13 protein-coding genes are annotated in these 17,607 nt (G+C 59.0%); 8 read left to right on the forward strand and 5 right to left on the reverse strand.

The features are described 5' to 3' along the window. The first annotated feature begins 7 nt into the window (after positions 1–7). The 3 genes from AC3ZVB_RS22355 to AC3ZVB_RS22365 all read left to right on the forward strand — a co-directional run bounded on the left by AC3ZVB_RS22355 (position 8) and on the right by AC3ZVB_RS22365 (position 2,936). The gene (locus tag AC3ZVB_RS22355; protein ID WP_490147761.1) at positions 8–1,861 is read left to right on the forward strand and encodes an Lnb N-terminal periplasmic domain-containing protein; all 1,854 of its coding nucleotides are present in this window, start codon (positions 8–10) and stop codon (positions 1,859–1,861) included. A gap of 153 nt (positions 1,862–2,014) precedes the next feature. After that, positions 2,015–2,371: a hypothetical protein gene (locus AC3ZVB_RS22360; protein ID WP_162437769.1), complete on the forward strand. Its 357-nt coding sequence runs from the start codon at positions 2,015–2,017 to the stop codon at positions 2,369–2,371. Positions 2,372–2,441: 70 nt separating this feature from the next. Continuing rightward, positions 2,442–2,936, forward strand: coding sequence for a GreA/GreB family elongation factor (locus AC3ZVB_RS22365; RefSeq protein ID WP_490147762.1), 495 nt, complete (start codon positions 2,442–2,444; stop codon positions 2,934–2,936). Here the strand turns inward: AC3ZVB_RS22365 and gdhA are convergent. Then, the gene (gene gdhA / locus AC3ZVB_RS22370) at positions 2,933–4,270 is read right to left on the reverse strand and encodes an NADP-specific glutamate dehydrogenase (RefSeq protein WP_490147763.1); all 1,338 of its coding nucleotides are present in this window, start codon (positions 4,268–4,270) and stop codon (positions 2,933–2,935) included. The genes AC3ZVB_RS22365 and gdhA overlap by 4 nt on opposite strands. A 346-nt stretch (positions 4,271–4,616) precedes the next feature. Beyond that, positions 4,617–6,281, reverse strand: a complete 1,665-nt coding sequence (ettA, locus tag AC3ZVB_RS22375) for an energy-dependent translational throttle protein EttA (protein WP_162437766.1) — start codon at positions 6,279–6,281, stop codon at positions 4,617–4,619. 285 nt (positions 6,282–6,566) lie between these two features. Here ettA and AC3ZVB_RS22380 point away from each other — a divergent pair, with 285 nt between their 5' ends. The 5 genes from AC3ZVB_RS22380 to AC3ZVB_RS22400 all read left to right on the forward strand — a co-directional run bounded on the left by AC3ZVB_RS22380 (position 6,567) and on the right by AC3ZVB_RS22400 (position 15,023). Then, the gene (locus AC3ZVB_RS22380; protein ID WP_490147764.1) at positions 6,567–10,412 is read left to right on the forward strand and encodes a sensor domain-containing protein; all 3,846 of its coding nucleotides are present in this window, start codon (positions 6,567–6,569) and stop codon (positions 10,410–10,412) included. 236 nt (positions 10,413–10,648) lie between these two features. Next, complete coding sequence (glyA, locus tag AC3ZVB_RS22385; protein ID WP_162437764.1) at positions 10,649–11,902, forward strand: serine hydroxymethyltransferase; 1,254 nt, start codon at positions 10,649–10,651, stop codon at positions 11,900–11,902. A gap of 331 nt (positions 11,903–12,233) precedes the next feature. Continuing rightward, positions 12,234–13,547, forward strand: coding sequence for a C4-dicarboxylate transporter DctA (locus tag AC3ZVB_RS22390; protein ID WP_194692810.1), 1,314 nt, complete (start codon positions 12,234–12,236; stop codon positions 13,545–13,547). Between the two features lie 54 nt (positions 13,548–13,601). After that, positions 13,602–14,306, forward strand: a complete 705-nt coding sequence (locus AC3ZVB_RS22395) for a FadR/GntR family transcriptional regulator (RefSeq protein WP_490147765.1) — start codon at positions 13,602–13,604, stop codon at positions 14,304–14,306. 27 nt (positions 14,307–14,333) lie between these two features. Then, the gene (locus AC3ZVB_RS22400) at positions 14,334–15,023 is read left to right on the forward strand and encodes a GntR family transcriptional regulator (RefSeq protein WP_490147766.1); all 690 of its coding nucleotides are present in this window, start codon (positions 14,334–14,336) and stop codon (positions 15,021–15,023) included. Between the two features lie 132 nt (positions 15,024–15,155). Here the strand turns inward: AC3ZVB_RS22400 and yjiA are convergent, their stop codons facing one another. The 3 genes from yjiA to AC3ZVB_RS22415 all read right to left on the reverse strand — a co-directional run. Then, positions 15,156–16,130 carry a GTPase gene (gene yjiA, locus AC3ZVB_RS22405; RefSeq protein WP_162439536.1) on the reverse strand — a complete coding sequence of 325 codons (975 nt, stop codon included), beginning with the start codon at positions 16,128–16,130 and terminating at the stop codon, positions 15,156–15,158. Positions 16,131–16,291: 161 nt separating this feature from the next. Continuing rightward, positions 16,292–16,489, reverse strand: a complete 198-nt coding sequence (locus AC3ZVB_RS22410) for a YbdD/YjiX family protein (protein WP_007895266.1) — start codon at positions 16,487–16,489, stop codon at positions 16,292–16,294. Positions 16,490–16,504: 15 nt separating this feature from the next. Next, the coding region (locus AC3ZVB_RS22415; protein WP_490147767.1) for a carbon starvation CstA family protein at positions 16,505–17,607 on the reverse strand (1,103 nt) is incomplete at its 5' end.

Below are 17,607 nucleotides of genomic sequence, written 5' to 3' on the forward strand. Positions count from 1 at the left end.
GCCCACTATGCTCAAACGCCTTGCCTGGCTGGCGCTCTGTGTCTGCGCCCCGCTGTCCGCCGCGCCACACATCGACCCTCAACGTTTGCAGCAACTGGCCAACGACCCTTTCTGGATTTCCCTGGGCCACTACGAAACCGCCAAGCTCGGTGGCTGGCGCAGTTACGTCAGTGACAAGAAATTCTTTATCGCCCCTGACGGCAATGAACACCCGGACCGCGAACTCGCAGCCACCGTGCAAGCGCTGTACGCGCCGGCCAGTGCAGGAGAAAAACACGCCCAGTGTGTTTATCCGTCCCGCACCCGCTGGCTGAAGTCACAGCTCAACCTGACCGATCTGCCGACGCTCGAATGCGCTGAATTCAAGCAGTGGTTCAAGGACGTCTCGCCCCACAGTGCCGTGATGATCTTCCCTGCGGCCTACCTCAATAGCCCGTCGTCGATGTTCGGCCACACCTTGCTGCGTATCGACCAGGCCGATGTTCAGAGCGACAAGACGTCGCTACTCAGCTACGCGATCAACTTCGGCGCCTACATCGAAGGCTCGGACAACAGCATTCTCTATGCCTGGAAAGGCTTGATGGGGGGCTACCCAGGGCTGTTTGCGCTGGTGCCGTATCAGGAAAAACTCTCGGAGTACCGCAGCCTCGAAAACCGCGATCTGTGGGAATACCGGCTGAACCTGACACAGGCAGAAACCGCGCGCATGGTCGAGCATGTCTGGGAATTGAAACAGATCCAGTTCGACTATTTCTTCTTCGACGAAAACTGCTCCTATCGCCTGCTGGAATTGCTCCAGGTCGCACGTCCAAGCTTGCGCCTGACCGAACAGTTCCCGCTGACCGCCATTCCGACCGACACCGTCAAAGCCGTGAAAGAAGCCGGCCTGGTGGAGTCCATCGAGTATCGTCCGTCCCGCGAACGCGAACTGTTGAGCCGTGCCGAGCCGTTGACCGATGAAGAGCAGCAGTGGGTACTGAAGGTCAGCGCCGATCAGAAACAATTGCAAGACCCAGCGTTCAAGGCGCAACCACGCGACCGTCAGGCGCTGATCATCGACGCTTCTTACCGTTTGGAACGCTACCGCGCCAACGGCCAGGAGCGCGATCCTGAGCGGGCTCAGCGCAGCTTCGAACTGCTTCGGGCGATCAACCAGAACCCCGCGCCGGATCTCGATATTCCACGCCCGGGCTTGCCCGAAGACGGTCATGAATCGCGCACCTGGCAGGCCGGCCTCGGCACCCGGGGCGACGAGGCGTTTGCCGAGTACGGCTTGCGCATGGCCTATCACGACCTCAACGACAATGCTGAAAGTTTCCCGCTCGGCGCGCAAATCGAAATCCTGCAGATGAAACTGCGCCAGTACGAAGGCAATCGCTGGCAGTTTCAGCAGCTTGATCTGGCGACCATCCGCTCCCTGACGCCGCGCAACGAGTTGCTGCAACCGCTCTCATGGCAAGTCACTGGCGGACTGGAGCGTGTACCGGGCAAGCATGACGATGAAACGCTGGTCAGCCACGTCAACGGTGGCGGCGGTGGCACCTGGCAGCTCGGCGAAGATGTGCTGGGTTTTGCCCTGGGCACGGTGCGGGTCGAACACAACAATGACTTCGCCGAATTTGTTTCACCAGCGGCAGGTTTCAACACCGGCGTGCTGTGGAAAAATCCGCTGGGCAACCTCAGCCTGGAAGCCAAAGGAGATTACTTCACCAACGGCGAAGTGCGCCGCAGCTTGAGCCTGAATCAGCAGTGGGAATTGTCGCGCAACCTTGGTTTGCGCCTGACGGCACAGCGTGAGTTCAGCCATGTAGCGACGCCTGAGACTGAGGTCATGCTTGAGGTGAAGTGGTATCACTACTAAAAGATCGCAGCCTGCGGCAGCTCCTACAATGGCCACGCGTACACCCGTAGGAGCTGGCGTAGCCTGCGATCTTTTGATCTTTCTTTCACATCCGGCTCACGAATCCACACCTAGACTTCTCCCATAGGCCGTTAAACGGCCCGGGAGTACGAGATGTGGCGTTGCATGGCTGTGCTGGGGGTTTTGCTGTTGAGTGCGGGTTGCCAGACAACCCACGAAGATCTGATCGCCAAGGGGTATCCACCGGCATTCGCCGATGGGTTCGATGACGGTTGCAGCAGTGGTCGACAAGCGGGCGGCGCCATCACCGGTGAGTTTCGCAAGAACGTCCCGCGCTATCTCAAGGACAAGCAATACGCCGAGGGCTGGAGTGATGGCTTTCGCCAGTGCCAGGCCATGCTTGAGAACAAGGATCGCGATGACTATCGCAGCCACCATTGGGATGACCGCGACAAAGCCTGGCAACAGCAAAAAGACCAGGACGCCGCGCGCGCCTATCGCTCGCAATGAGTCGCTGACAGGTATCCGCCGAAACTAAATGCCTGCGAACATGGCCCAAACCCAATAACGGGAGAAAACCATGAGTCGCGCCTTCGTCAATGAAGATAACGCCGCAGCGCAAGCTGATCAGCCGGTCGAACGACAGGTGAGCGAGCAGCCCAATTACGTGACGCCCACGGGGCTGAACCAATTGCAGGCGAAAGTCGCCGAGCTGCAACAGCAACTGAGCGAGCAATCGGCCAAAGGAGAACAGGCGGACAAACAGCGTCAAGCCGACCTGGAACGGGATTTACGGTATTTCAACCAGCGCCTGCACAGTGCTCAGGTCGTAACGCCCGCGAGCTCGACGCAAAAAGTGCAGATCGGCAGCCGTGTGACCTTCGCTGATGAACAGAGCACCGAACAAACGGTGCAACTGGTGGGCGAGGATCAGGCCGATGCGTCGGCAGGCCTGATCAACTGGGGATCACCGCTGGGCCGTGCGTTGCTCGGGGCGCAACTCGGCGACGAGGTGCTGTGGCAACGCCCCGCCGGTGATCAGATGATCGAGGTCGTGCGCATCGAACCGGCTTAAACCACGCCTTGAGCGAGCATGGCGTCAGCCACTTTGACGAAGCCGGCGATGTTCGCGCCTTTGACGTAGTTGATTCGTCCGTTCTCTTCGCCGTAATGCACGCACGCGTGATGAATCGACTGCATGATCGCGTGGAGTTTGCTGTCGACTTCACCGCCGGTCCACAACAGGCGCATGGCGTTCTGCGACATCTCCAACCCGCTCACCGCAACGCCCCCTGCGTTCGATGCCTTGCCCGGTGCGAACAAAATACCCGCCTCGATGAACAGGTCCACGGCTTCCAGGGTGGTCGGCATGTTCGCGCCCTCGGCCACGCAGATGCAGCCATTGCGCAACAGCGTGCGAGCGGCGTCGGCGTCGAGTTCGTTCTGCGTCGCGCAAGGCAATGCGATGTCGCACGCCAGGTCCCACGGGCATTGACCGGCGCGGAACTCCAGGCCAAAGCGCGCGGCCAACTCGCTGATCCGGCCACGCTGGACGTTTTTCAGTTCCAGCACCGCCAACCATTGCTCTTCGGTCAAACCCGCTTCGCAGTACAGCGTGCCTTCTGAATCCGACAGCGAAATCACCTTGCCGCCCAGGTCCATGACTTTGCGCGCTGCGTATTGCGCGACGTTGCCAGAGCCCGAGATCGCCACGCGCTTGCCTTCGACTTTCTCGCCGGTGCGCTTGAGCATTTCCTCGGCGAAGTACACGCAACCGAAACCCGTGGCTTCGGGACGGATCAGACTGCCGCCGTAACTTGGGCCCTTGCCGGTCAGGACGCTGGTGAACTGGTTGCTCAGGCGCTTGTACTGGCCGAACAGGAAACCGATCTCGCGAGCACCCACGCCAATGTCTCCGGCGGGCACGTCAACGTCTGCACCGATGTGCCGATACAGCTCGCTCATGAAAGCCTGGCAGAAGCGCATGACTTCGGCGTCGCTTTTGCCTTTGGGATCGAAGTCCGAGCCACCTTTACCGCCGCCCATGGGCAGCGACGTCAGCGAGTTTTTGAACGTCTGCTCAAACGCGAGGAATTTCAGCACGCCGAGGTTTACCGAAGGATGGAAACGCAAACCGCCCTTGTATGGGCCGATGGCGCTGTTCATCTGGATGCGGAATCCGCGATTGACCTGCACCTTGCCGTGATCGTCGACCCAGGAAACCCGAAACACCACCGCCCGCTCCGGCTCGCAGATGCGCTCCAGAATGCCTGAGTTCAGGTAGTGCGGATTGGCTTCGAGAAAAGGCCACAAGCTGCGCAGGACTTCTTCGACGGCCTGGTGGAATTCAGGCTGGTCAGGGTCACGTTTTTTCAGGTGGGCAAGGAAGGATTCAACGGATTCGATCATGAAAAGTCTCGGCAAATTTGTTGTCGTTGGAGGAGATTGAGCCGGACTTTAACAAACGATTCGCGCACAAGAACAGCGCGAAATGTCGCACTTATGAAATTAAATGGTGCACAGGATATAAATCAGGCTGTTTTTTAGACTGATTTTCGCACCTGAATGGGGATTATCAATTTGGGAATGCACTGTTAGGTGTACCGCCATCGCGAGCAGGCTCACTCCTACAGAGGAACGCATTCCAATTGCAGGAGTGAGCCTGCTCGCGATGGCCACGCCTTGGTCTCGCTGACAAAACCCGGACAAAAAAACGGAGCCCGAAGGCTCCGTTTTTCATGCAACCCACCTGATATCAGGCCAGTTTCTTGTGCCGTACACGATGCGGCTGGGCCGCTGCTTCGCCGAGGCGCTTTTTGCGATCGGCTTCGTATTCGGTGTAGTTGCCTTCGAAGAACACGGCTTGCGAGTCGTCTTCGTACGCCAGGATGTGAGTCGCGACGCGGTCAAGGAACCACCGATCGTGAGAGATCACAATGGCGGCGCCCGGGAAGTCGAGCAAGGCTTCTTCCAGGGAACGCAGGGTTTCAACGTCGAGGTCGTTGGAAGGTTCGTCGAGCAGCAGGACGTTGCCGCCCTCTTTCAAGGTCAGGGCCAGGTGCAAGCGACCACGCTCACCACCGGACAGGTCCTTGACGAACTTCTGCTGATCACCGCCCTTGAAGTTGAAGCGACCCACGTAGGTGCGCGACGGGATTTCGTAGTTGCCGATACGGATCTGATCGGAACCGTCGGAGATTTGCTGGAACACAGTCTTGCTGCCATCCAGGTCTTCGCGGCTCTGATCGACGCAGGCCAGTTGCACGGTATCGCCGACTTCGATGGTGCCCGAATCCGGTGTTTCCTTGCCCATCAGCATGCGGAACAGCGTGGACTTACCGGCACCGTTACCGCCGATTACACCAACGATGGCGCCTTTAGGCATGGAGAACGACAGGTTGTCGATCAGTACGCGATCGCCATAGCCCTTGGAAACGTTCTTGAACTCGATGACCTTGTCGCCCAGGCGCGGGCCGGCCGGAATGTAGATCTCGTTGGTTTCGCTGCGCTTCTGGAATTCCTGCGATTGCATTTCTTCGAAGCGTTGCAGACGAGCCTTGGATTTGGACTGGCGGGCCTTGGCGCCTTTGCGCACCCACTCCAGTTCTTCCTTCATGGCTTTTTCGTGGGCCGACTGCTGCTTGGACTCGGCCGCCAGACGATTGGACTTGGCTTCGAGCCAACCCGAATAGTTGCCCTCGTACGGGATACCGGCGCCACGGTCGAGCTCGAGAATCCAGCCGGCGACGTTGTCCAGGAAGTAACGGTCGTGCGTGATCGCAACCACGGTGCCCGGGAAGTCGTGCAGGAAGTGCTCCAGCCAGGCGACGGAGTCGGCGTCCAGGTGGTTGGTTGGTTCGTCGAGCAGCAGCATGTCGGGGGCGGACAGCAGCAGACGGCACAGGGCCACACGACGCTTCTCACCGCCGGACAGGAATTCGACCTTGGCATCCCACGCCGGCAGACGCAGCGCGTCGGCAGCGACTTCCAGTTGGCGATCCAGGTTATGGCCGTCGCTGGCTTGCAAAATGGCTTCGAGCTTGGCCTGTTCTGCAGCCAGTTTATCGAAGTCGGCATCTTCTTCAGCGTAGGCCGCGTAGACCTCGTCCAGGCGCGCCTGGGCGTTCTTGATCACGCTGACCGCTTCCTCGACCACTTCACGCACAGTCTTGGTCGGATCCAGGATCGGCTCTTGCGGCAAGTAGCCGATGTTCAGGTCCGGCATCGGACGGGCTTCACCCTCGAACTCGGTATCGACGCCCGCCATGATTTTCAACAGCGTGGACTTACCCGAACCGTTGAGGCCGAGCACGCCGATCTTGGCGCCGGGGAAGAAGGACAGTGAAATGTTTTTCAGGATTTCCCGCTTCGGCGGAACAACTTTGCCCAGCCGATGCATGGTGAAGACGTATTGAGCCATGGAGAACCTTGGGTCAGTGACAGATGAATGATTGGAGCGCAGGCGATGCCCGGCCAGACCGTGCGCGTCGTACGATTGATGGGTATCAATGCGTGCGCGCTGAAAAAGTCTGATTCTAGGAGCTGGAACGCTCCCGCGTAACCGGCAAAGCTACCTGATTGACGGAAGGCAGTCCAGCCGAGCGGGGCTGGCACTTTGCCACAACTCAAGGCATGCTAGCCGCCCTTCGGGCGTCCGGCTTATAGTGCACGTCGCGCCGGTCCAGCCCATCCGCAGGATTTCAGTTTGCCTAACGTCCCTCCTTCATCTGCCCCGAGCGCACCGTCTCTTGCGACCGGCTCGCCCCTGCGCGGCACGTTGAAAGGTGCGCTGGCAACGCTCGTATTACTGTTACTCGCCCTGCTCTTTTGGCAACTGCTCGATCAACTGAGCGAAACCCAGAAAAACCAGCGTCAGTACACGATCGACTACACCGCCGACCTGGCGTCGCAAGTCAGCCTGAACATGGCACTTAACGCGCAGATTGCACTTAATCTGCTACCGATCGTCGAGCAACCGCAAAGCGCCGACGAACAGCGGGCGCTGCTGCGCAAAGTGCAGCAGTCACTGCCCGATGTCCGCAGCCTGGCACTGTTAAGCCCCTCCGGAAAAATACTCAGCGACAGTGCTGAAAGCAGCGACGCCGACTACCTGAGCGAACTGGTCCGGCGCAGTCGCGCCCAGGCCCACTATTTCAGCAACGCCGAGGACGGTTCGGTGGTGCATCTGTTGCTGCACCAGGCCAGCGGCAGTACTCGGGGTTATTGGGCCCTGCGCCTCACACCGACCTTCTTCTCTTCCCTGACCAAGCAACACGAAGCGGGCATCCGCCCGCTATGGCTGGTGGAAAACCGCCTCACCCATCAGATCATCAGCCGTGATGATGCTTTGCCCATGGCCGAACCCAGAACCCTGACGCCGGACGATCTAACCAACAGCGTGCTCACCGTTCCTCTGAGCAGCAGCGACTGGCAACTACGCGGACTGTTCGACCGTCAACGCGTTATTGAGCATCTGTTGCCGGCCTTCATCGGCAAATGCCTGCTGGGACTGGCTTTCTCGCTGCTGCCGTTTATCGTCCTGCTGAACATGCGCCGGCGTCAGCGCCAATTGCACGAAGGCCGTCGACGCTATCAGGATATTTTCGAAGGCACTGGCGTCGCGCTGTGCGTACTGGATGTGTCAGGGCTCATCAGCGTTTTCGACAAAGCGAAGATCCACAGCAGCGAACACCTCAAAACCTGGCTGGATACGCCATCGCAACGTCAGCAACTGCTGCAGGAATTGCGCATCACCGAGGTCAACCAGGTCGCCCTGCAATTGCTCAACGTCAATTCCTGCGAGCAAGCCTGGCACCTGCTGATCGACGGCAATCCTCTGGACGGCACTGCCATCGGCGACCAGGTACTGGACGCCGTGCTGAACCGACACAAGCAGCTCGAACTGGAAATCAAGCTCCAGGACGCCAGTGGACGCGACCAGCATCTGTGGTTGGTCCTGCGCTTGCCGGAGGATCGGGACGACTACAAAGCGGTGATCCTGAGCATTACCGACATCACCAGCCGCAAGCTCATTGAGCTGTCACTGCTGGAGCGTGAAGGGTTCTGGTCCGACGTGGTGCGCACGGTGCCGGATCACCTGTATGTGCAAGATGTCATCAGCCAGCGGATGATTTTCAGCAACCACCATTTGGGCCAGACACTCGGCTACAACCGCACCGAGCTGCACCAGATGGGCGAGTACTTCTGGGAAATCCTGCTGCACCCGGAAGATGCCGACTTCTATCACCGTTCGCGACAGACCCAGCGCCAGGGTGGTTACGGTCAATTGATGCAGTGCCAGCTGCGTTTTCGTCATCGGGACGGCAAATGGCGGCGCTTCGAGATTCGCGAGCAAGCACTCGCACGGGACAAGGACAATCAGGTCATCCGTATCATCGGCGTGGCCAAGGACATCACTGAACAGATCGAAGCCAGTGAGTCCCTGCGCGACAGCGAACAGCGATACCGGATGCTCGCCGAAAGCATCAGCGACGTGATCTTCTCCACCGACAGCAAGCTGTCCCTCAATTACGTCAGCCCGTCGGTGCACACCGTGCTTGGCTACGACGTCGACTCGATTTTCCAGAACGGCTGGCAATCGACCATCGCCAACCCGCAACAACTGACCGGCATTTATAGCCTGATGGATCGGGTCAGCAAGGCGCTGGACAAGCCGGAGCAGCTGGCGCTGTTACGCAACCAGGTGCAGACCCAGTTGTACCTGTTCGACTGTCTGCGGGCCGACGGTCGCAAGATTCCAATCGAACTGCGCCTGGTGCTGGTCTGGGATGAGCACGACGCCTTCGAAGGTGTGCTTGGCGTAGGTCGCGACATCAGCCAGCAGCGCCGGGCCGAGAAAGACCTGCGCATGGCGGCGACGGTATTCGAGCACTCGACGTCGGCGATCCTGATTACCGACCCGGCCGGCTATATCGTCCAGGCCAACGAAGCCTTCAGCCGCGTCAGTGGTTACGCGGTGGAGCAAGTCCTCGACCAATTGCCGAACATGCTCACCGTCGACGACCAGCAGGAAGCCCATCTGCGTTACGTCCTCAAACAGCTGAACCAGCACAGTACGTGGGAAGGCGAGGTGTGGCTCAAGCGCCGCAGCGGCGAGCACTACCCCGCCTGGGTGGGGATTACCGCCGTGCTGGATGACGAAGGCGATCTGGCCAGCTACGTGTGTTTCTTCAGCGACATCAGCGAGCGCAAGGCCAGTGAACAGCGGATTCACCGCCTGGCCTACTACGACGCCCTGACGCACCTGCCTAACCGCACGCTGTTCCAGGATCGCCTGCATACGGCGTTGCAATCGGCGGAACGGCAGAAGTCCTGGGTGGTGCTGATGTTTCTCGATCTGGACCGCTTCAAGCCGATCAACGACTCCCTCGGCCACGCCGCCGGCGATCGCATGCTCAAGGAAATGGCGACACGCCTGCTCGGTTGCGTCGACGATGACGACACCGTGGCGCGCATGGGTGGCGATGAATTCACCCTGCTGCTGCAGCCGCGGGCCAACCGTGAAATGGCGCTGAACCGGGCGATACATGTGGCCGAACAGATCCTTGCCAGCCTGGTGAAACCGTTCGTACTCGAAGGCCGGGAGTTCTTCGTCACGGCCAGTATCGGCATCGCCCTGAGCCCGCAGGACGGGAATGAACTCAGTCAGTTGATGAAAAACGCGGACACCGCGATGTACTACGCCAAGGAACGCGGCAAGAACAACTTCCAGTTCTATCAGGCCGACATGAACGCCAGCGCCCTGGAGCGCCTGGAACTGGAAAGCGACCTGCGTCACGCCCTCGAACAGAATGAATTCGTGCTGTATTACCAACCGCAATTCAGCGGCGACGGCAAACGCCTGACCGGTGCCGAAGCGCTGCTGCGCTGGCGCCACCCACGTCGCGGATTGGTGCCGCCGGGGGATTTCATTCCGGTGCTCGAAGAGCTCGGCCTGGTGGTTGATGTGGGCGACTGGGTGATCAGCGAAGCCTGCCGTCAGCTCAAGACCTGGCATCAGGCCAAGGTTCGGGTGCCCAAGGTGTCGGTAAACATCTCGGCGCGGCAGTTCTCCGATGGTCAACTGGGTACGCGTATCGCCAACATCCTCAAGGACATCGGCCTGCCGCCGGCGTGCCTGGAGATCGAGCTGACGGAAAGTATTCTGATGCGCGAAGTCAGCGAGGCGATGCAGATTCTCGACGGGCTGAAAAATCTCGGCTTGAGCATCGCGGTCGATGACTTCGGCACCGGCTATTCCTCGCTCAACTACCTCAAGCAGTTCCCTATCGACGTGTTGAAAATCGACCGTACCTTCGTCGATGGCTTGCCCTCCGGAGAACAGGATGCGCAGATTGCCCGGGCAATCATCGCCATGGCGCACAGCCTCAATCTGGCCGTGATCGCTGAAGGCGTCGAGACCCAGGAGCAGCTGGATTTCCTGCGTGAGCATGGTTGCGACGAGGTTCAGGGGTATCTGTTCGGGCGACCCATGCCGGCTGAACGGTTTGAAGAACGGTTCAGCATTGATGCGTTGTTCGTGTTTGACTGAAGATCTGTGGCACAGCCATCGCCAGCAGGCTGGCTCCCACAAGGTTGATGTCAACCACGGATTGTGGGCACTCCCGGCTTTTGTGGGAGCCAGCCTGCTGGCGATGAGGCCGGCACGATCACCGCTGATCCCGTCATGAAGCCCACTTGTCTGCGACATGATGTCCTTTCATATGCCATCTAAAACCCGTTGGGTTAGAATGCCCCCCTTTTCTGCCCCGATCCTTGAGGACCGCCATGTTCAGCCGTGATTTGACTATTGCCAAGTACGACGCCGACCTTTTTGCCGCCATGGAGCAAGAAGCTCAGCGCCAGGAAGAACACATCGAGCTGATCGCTTCGGAAAACTACACCAGCCCAGCGGTGATGGAAGCTCAAGGCTCGGTACTGACCAACAAGTACGCCGAAGGCTATCCGGGCAAGCGCTACTACGGTGGTTGCGAGTTCGTCGACGTGGTCGAGCAGCTTGCAATTGATCGCGCCAAAGAGCTGTTCGGCGCCGATTACGCCAACGTTCAGCCGCACGCCGGTTCGCAAGCCAACAGCGCCGTGTACCTGGCTCTGCTGTCGGCTGGCGACACTATCCTGGGCATGAGCCTGGCACACGGCGGTCACCTGACCCACGGCGCCAGCGTTTCGTCTTCGGGCAAGCTGTACAACGCCGTTCAATACGGCATCGACGCCAACGGCCTGATCGACTACGACGAAGTCGAGCGCCTGGCGGTTGAGCACAAGCCGAAAATGATCGTGGCCGGTTTCTCTGCCTACTCGCAGATCCTGGACTTCCCGCGCTTCCGCGAAATCGCTGACAAGGTTGGCGCTTACCTGTTCGTCGACATGGCTCACGTGGCCGGTCTGGTCGCCGCTGGCGTCTACCCGAACCCGGTGCCTTTCGCTGACGTCGTGACCACCACCACGCACAAGACCCTGCGCGGTCCACGTGGCGGCCTGATCCTGGCTCGCGCCAACGCCGACATCGAGAAGAAGCTGAACTCCGCCGTATTCCCGGGCGCCCAGGGTGGCCCGCTGGAACACGTGATCGCGGCCAAGGCGATCTGCTTCAAGGAAGCACTGCAGCCTGAGTTCAAGACCTACCAGCAACAAGTCGTGAAGAACGCCAAGGCCATGGCCGGTGTGTTCATCGAGCGCGGTTTCGACGTGGTGTCCGGCGGTACTGAAAATCACCTGTTCCTGCTGTCGCTGATCAAGCAGGAAATCTCCGGTAAAGACGCCGACGCCGCTCTGGGCAAAGCGTTCATCACCGTGAACAAGAACTCCGTGCCAAACGATCCACGCTCCCCGTTCGTCACCTCCGGCCTGCGCTTCGGCACTCCGGCTGTGACCACTCGTGGCTTCAAGGAAGCAGAGTGCAAGGAACTGGCCGGCTGGATCTGCGACATCCTGGCTGACCTGAACAACGAAGCGGTGATCGACGCCGTTCGTGAGAAGGTCAAGGCCATCTGCAAGAAGCTGCCGGTATACGGCGCTTAATTGCACCGTTAAATCGCAGCAATAAAAAACCGGCCAGTGATGGCCGGTTTTTTTTCGCCTGCGATCTCCCCGTGTAGGAGCTGCCGAAGGCTGCGATCTGTTGATCCTGTTTTTAAAAGATCAAAAGATCGCAGCCTTCGGCAGCTCCTACACGTGACTATGGCCACTGGTCAGACCGGTCATGCCAATTATTGGATTTCGACTTGTGCACAGGAAAAAATCCAGCGTAGACTGCGCCTGCACTGGACATACCGGTAAGACCACAATAATTAAGTTCTGAATCTGATGCGCGAAGCGCACGGCAGCCAGGACACCGACCAGGATTCCTCCCATGCTCAGATGGTGCTCGCGTTCAATCTTCCTTCAAGTCGTTCTCGGACTGGTGCTCGGCATCGTCTGCGGGCTGACCCTTCCCGAATACTCCGCCCAGCTCAAACCCCTGGGTGATGGCTTCATCAAACTGATCAAGATGCTTATCGGTCTGATTGTTTTCTGCGTGGTGGTCAGCGGCATCAGTGGCGCGGGCGATCTGAAAAAAGTCGGACGCATCGGCCTGAAGTCGGTGATCTACTTCGAAGTGCTGACCACCATCGCCCTGGTAATCGGTCTGGTGTTCGCCTTCAGCACCGGTATCGGCAGCGGCGCGAACATTCATCTGGACCAGCTCTCTGCTGCCGACATGGGCGACATCGCCCAGCGTGGTCAGCACATGCACACCACCACCCAGTTCCTGATGGACTTGATTCCGACCTCGGTCATCGGCGCCTTTGCTGACAACAACATCCTGCAAGTGTTGCTGTTTTCAGTGCTGTTCGGCAGCGCGCTGAACCTGGTCGGCGAAGCGGCCTCGGGTATTTCCCGGCTCATCAATGAACTGAGCCACGTGATCTTTCGCATCATGGGCATGATCGTGCGCCTGGCGCCGATTGGCGTGTTCGGTGCCATTGCGTTCACTACCAGCAAATATGGCCTGGATTCGCTGCAACATCTGGGCAGCCTGGTGGGCCTGTTTTACCTGACGTGCGTCGCGTTCGTATCGTTGATTCTCGGGCTGGTGATGCGCCTGTCCGGCCTGCGGATGTGGCCACTGCTCAAGTACCTGCGTGAAGAACTGACCATCGTCATGGGCACCGCTTCGTCCGACGCCGTGCTGCCACAAATCATGCGCAAGCTTGAACATCTGGGCATCGGCAGTTCGACGGTCGGCCTGGTGATTCCGACCGGTTACTCGTTCAACCTTGACGGTTTTTCGATCTACCTGACCCTCGCTATCGTCTTCATCGCCAACGCCACCGGAACGCCGCTGGCCATGACCGATCTGCTGACGATTTTGCTGGTGTCGCTGATCACGTCCAAAGGCGCACACGGCATCCCCGGCTCGGCGCTGGTCATTCTGGCGGCGACGCTGACTGCAATTCCGGCGATCCCCGTGGTTGGCCTGGTGCTGGTACTCGCGGTGGACTGGTTCATGGGCATCGGGCGGGCGCTGACGAACCTGATCGGCAACTGCGTCGCCACGGTGGCCATCGCACGCTGGGAAAAAGACATCGATATCCAGCGCGCAAACAAGGTGCTTTCCGGTCAGGTGGGTTATACCTTCCAGCCGAGAAAACCGGTGGTACCGGCGCATCAGCAGGAATTCTAAATAACGTGTGCCTGCCCCGCGGGCGGGCACCTTTATCGCGACATGGAGCGAACAGTGATTACCTCGTCAACCGTCGTAAATTCAGTAGTGGAAAAACTGCGGGCCGCGCTGGTCCGTGGTCAGTGGCGCAAGGGCGAAATGCTGCCCGGGCAACGTGAGCTGGCCGAGCAACTGGGCATCAGCCGCCCGATCCTGCGCGAGGCCGTGATCGTTCTGGAAACCCTTGGCCTGGTGCGTTCGATGCCGGGCAAAGGCGTGGTGGTGCTGGACGCTCCGCTCGCCGACAGCCAAAGCCATGACAGCGCGGTGGCCGGCGCAAGCCTGGAAGATGTGCTGCAACTGCGCTACACCCTCGAGCCGTTCATCGTCGGCCTGGTGGCGCAGTCGATCAGCAGCAAGGAAGTCGGCCAACTGCGCCTGACCTTGATGGACATGCGCGAAGCACTGGAGGCCAACGACAGCGAGGCCGGCGTGAACGCTTACATCGCCTTCCACGAAGAACTGTTCACGCTGACGTCCAACCCGATTTTCCAAAGCGTGGTGCAGCAAACCAGCAACGCCCTCAACCAAAGCGCCGAGGTGCTGCGCAATTCCCCCGAACACCTGGCTGAACGCCTTGAAGAAAACGAAGCAGTGGTACGTGCGATCCGTAGCAAGAATAGCGCTCAGGCGAGTGCCGAAATGCGTCGACATATTCTTCGAGAAGGTCAGCGGATGGGCATTGAACTGAACATCCCGGACGACAATCTCGGCAGTTGACCCCCTTACAGACACCGGAGACCGGCCATGAACAGCTTCGCCTCACCGCAGACTCTGACTGCCCTGCCGTTTTCTTTGCAGAAGGACGATCTTTATACGCGGCTGTTCGATGCCATTCTCGAACAACGCATTCACGCGCAGAGTCGCTTTACAGAAGAAAGCCTGGCGCAGATGTTTGGTGCTCGACGCAGCGACATTCGTGGAGTGCTGACCCGCCTCTCACATCAACAGATCATTGTCCTCAAACCCAACCATCGTCCCCGCGTCGCGTCGCTGGATCGCGAGCAAACCCGACAGACTCTGCATGCACGGCGGTTGACGGAAACCACACTGGTACAACTGGCCTGTGAAAGACGTTGCCGACAAGACTGGAAACCCCTGCACGTTTTGGTCGAAAAACAACGCCGTTGCTCCGAGCAGGGTCCGGCCATTCGACTGTCCGGGGACTTTCACCTGCAGTTGGCGGAAATGGCGGGCAATGCTCCTTTAGCGCAGTTTTTGGACAGCCTGGTGCCTTTGACTTCGCTGGCAATTGCACAGACTGAGTTACAAGAAGAGAAATATTGCGATTGGCAGGTTCACGGGGAAATGCTGGATGCCATTGAGCGAGGGGATGCGCTTGATGCCGAAAGGTTGCTGACGGGGCATCTGGATTCACTGGAAAACATGTTACTGAACTCGCTATCGGAATCCAGCAAGAATCGTGTCGCCAGTTAAGCAGTCTTCGCGAGCAGGCTCGCGCCCACACTGGCTTTGTGTCGTCCGACTTAAAGCAGGCAACCTCTATCAAATGTGGGAGCGAGCCTGCTCGCGATGAGGGCTTCATTCGCATGAAGATTCTCGCCCCCCCTACTCCACCGCCACCTTCGCAAACCCCGCCCGGATTCTCTCTTCCGGCAAATCATCGGCAATAAACACGATCACGCTTTCGCGCGGTTCATCGTCCGCCCACTCGGTATCCCAGTCGAAGCCATACAACTTCAACACGCCCTGGAACACCATGCGCCGAGGCTCGCCAGCGATGTTCAGCACCCCCTTGTAGCGCAGCAGTTGCTTGCCATGGTCTTCCAGCAGTTCGTTCATGAACTCGCTGAGCTTGTCGATATCCAGCGGCTTGTCAGTTCGCAGCACAAGGCTGGAAATGCGATCGATCGAAGGCGCCGAATTGGCCACCGGACGCAAGCTGATGCCGCCGCCCAGATCCGCATTGAGGTTGAAGCCGCGGACGTCGAGCAACTCGGCCAGGTCGATGTTGCCGTGATCTACCACTCGAATGGGTGCGCGACGGTTGATGCGGGTCAGGCGCTCGCTCAGCGCGGTGAAAGTCGCCTCATCCACCAGATCACGCTTGCTCACCAGCAGACGGTCGGCAAAACCAATCTGTGCCTGGGCGATGGTCTGGGTCAGATGGGTGTCGGCATGAGCGGCGTCTACCAAGGTGATGATGCCGTCGAGGATGTAGCGCTCACGCAATTCTTCATCGATGAAAAAGGTTTGCGCAACGGGCGCCGGATCGGCCAGTCCCGTGCATTCGATGACCAGACGGTCGAAGGCAATTTCACCGCTATCCAGGCGCTCAAGCAACAGGTAAAGCGCCTTGGTCAGGTCGGTGTGGATGGTGCAACAGACACAGCCGTTGGACAGCGTCATCACTTGTACAGGCTCGTCACCCAACAGCTGGGTGTCGATGCCGGCGTCGCTGAATTCGTTCTCGATCACGGCGATTTTCAGGCCGTGTTCTGCTTTGAGCAGGTGGCGCAACAGTGTGGTTTTGCCAGCACCGAGGAAGCCACTGAGGATTGTTACTGGAATGGGAGAGGACAAACTGGATCTCCTGACTCACAAATTGAAGTATCAACACAAAATAAATGTGGGAGCTGGCCTGCCAGCGATGGCGGCTGAACATTCAACATCACTGTTGAATGACAGTCCGCCATCGCCAGCCGGCCAGCTCCCACAAGATTGCTGCTAATCCGACCACCGGATCAACAGCACTTCGGCCCACCCTTGCCACCGTAACGGGCTTCCTGACGCTCCCGGAAGAACATCTCGTAGCTCATCACCGGTTTGTCCGGGTGTTTGGTTTGCATATGCTCGACATAGTTGTCGTAGTCGGGCATGCCGACCATCAGGCGCGCGGCCTGACCGAGGTATTTACCGAGGCGACTCAGGTCATTGAACATGTTTGCAATCCTCGATTACGCATCCGGCACAGCCTGGTATGGCGCTTCTTTATCCGTACGCTCTTTGGTACCCCAGGCAGCAATACCGACCTTGAGCGCATAGAACAGGATGCTGAACACCACAAACAGGAACAGCCCCGTCAGCGTTGCGTTGGTGTACGCGTTGTAAATCACGTGTTGCATCTGGTTGATGTCCTTCGCCGGAGCGAGGATCTGACCGTTGGCCAATGCATCGCTGTACTTCTTGGCCAGCGACAGGAAGCCGATCGCCGGGTTGGCGTCAAACAGCTTGATGAAGCCTGCCGTCACGGTGCAGATCAGCAGCCAGACAGCTGGCAGCATGGTCACCCAGATGTAGCGTTGACGTTTCATTTTGATCAGCACGACCGTCGCGAGCATCAGCGCGATGCCTGCCAGCATCTGATTGGAGATACCGAACAGCGGCCACAAGGTGTTGATCCCGCCCAACGGGTCGATCACGCCTTGATACAGCAGGTAGCCCCACATCGCCACGCAACCGGCGGTGGCGATCAGGTTGGCGGTCCAGGATTCAGTGCGCTTGAGCGCCGGCACGAAAGAGCCCAGCAGATCCTGCAGCATGAAACGCCCGGCACGGGTGCCGGCGTCCACGGCGGTCAGGATGAACAGCGCTTCGAACAGGATCGCAAAGTGGTACCAGAACGCCATGGTGTTTTCACCCGGCAGGACACTGTGCAGGATCTGTGCGATACCGACCGCCAGGGTCGGAGCGCCACCCGCGCGAGCCAGAATCGTTGTTTCACCGATGTCTTTGGCCACCGCTTGCAGGGCTTCAGGTGTGATCGCGAAACCCCAGCTACTGACGGTTTGCGCAACAGTCACCACATCACCACCCACGATCGCTGCCGGGCTGTTCATGGCGAAGTACACGCCAGGCTCAATCACCGAAGCGGCGACCATCGCCATAATGGCCACGAAGGATTCCATCAGCATGCCGCCGTAACCGATGTAACGGGCATGGCCTTCATTGGCCAACAGTTTCGGCGTAGTACCGGAAGAAATCAGCGCATGGAAACCCGACACTGCACCGCACGCGATGGTGATGAACAGGAACGGGAACAGACCGCCCTTCCACACCG

It is taken from the genome of Pseudomonas sp. MDV22-iso1 (assembly GCF_058145095.1).

Bases quoted from the DNA above. Each gene is read 5' to 3' on its own strand.
- AC3ZVB_RS22355 (WP_490147761.1), top strand. From the start codon at position 8: ATGCTCAAACGCCTTGCCTGGCTGGCGCTCTGTGTCTGCGCCCCGCTG.
- AC3ZVB_RS22360 (WP_162437769.1), top strand. From the start codon at position 2,015: ATGTGGCGTTGCATGGCTGTGCTGGGGGTTTTGCTGTTGAGTGCGGGT.
- AC3ZVB_RS22365 (WP_490147762.1), top strand. From the start codon at position 2,442: ATGAGTCGCGCCTTCGTCAATGAAGATAACGCCGCAGCGCAAGCTGAT.
- gdhA (WP_490147763.1), bottom strand. From the start codon at position 4,270: ATGATCGAATCCGTTGAATCCTTCCTTGCCCACCTGAAAAAACGTGAC.
- ettA (WP_162437766.1), bottom strand. From the start codon at position 6,281: ATGGCTCAATACGTCTTCACCATGCATCGGCTGGGCAAAGTTGTTCCG.
- glyA (WP_162437764.1), top strand. From the start codon at position 10,649: ATGTTCAGCCGTGATTTGACTATTGCCAAGTACGACGCCGACCTTTTT.
- AC3ZVB_RS22390 (WP_194692810.1), top strand. From the start codon at position 12,234: ATGCTCAGATGGTGCTCGCGTTCAATCTTCCTTCAAGTCGTTCTCGGA.
- AC3ZVB_RS22400 (WP_490147766.1), top strand. From the start codon at position 14,334: ATGAACAGCTTCGCCTCACCGCAGACTCTGACTGCCCTGCCGTTTTCT.
- AC3ZVB_RS22410 (WP_007895266.1), bottom strand. From the start codon at position 16,489: ATGTTCAATGACCTGAGTCGCCTCGGTAAATACCTCGGTCAGGCCGCG.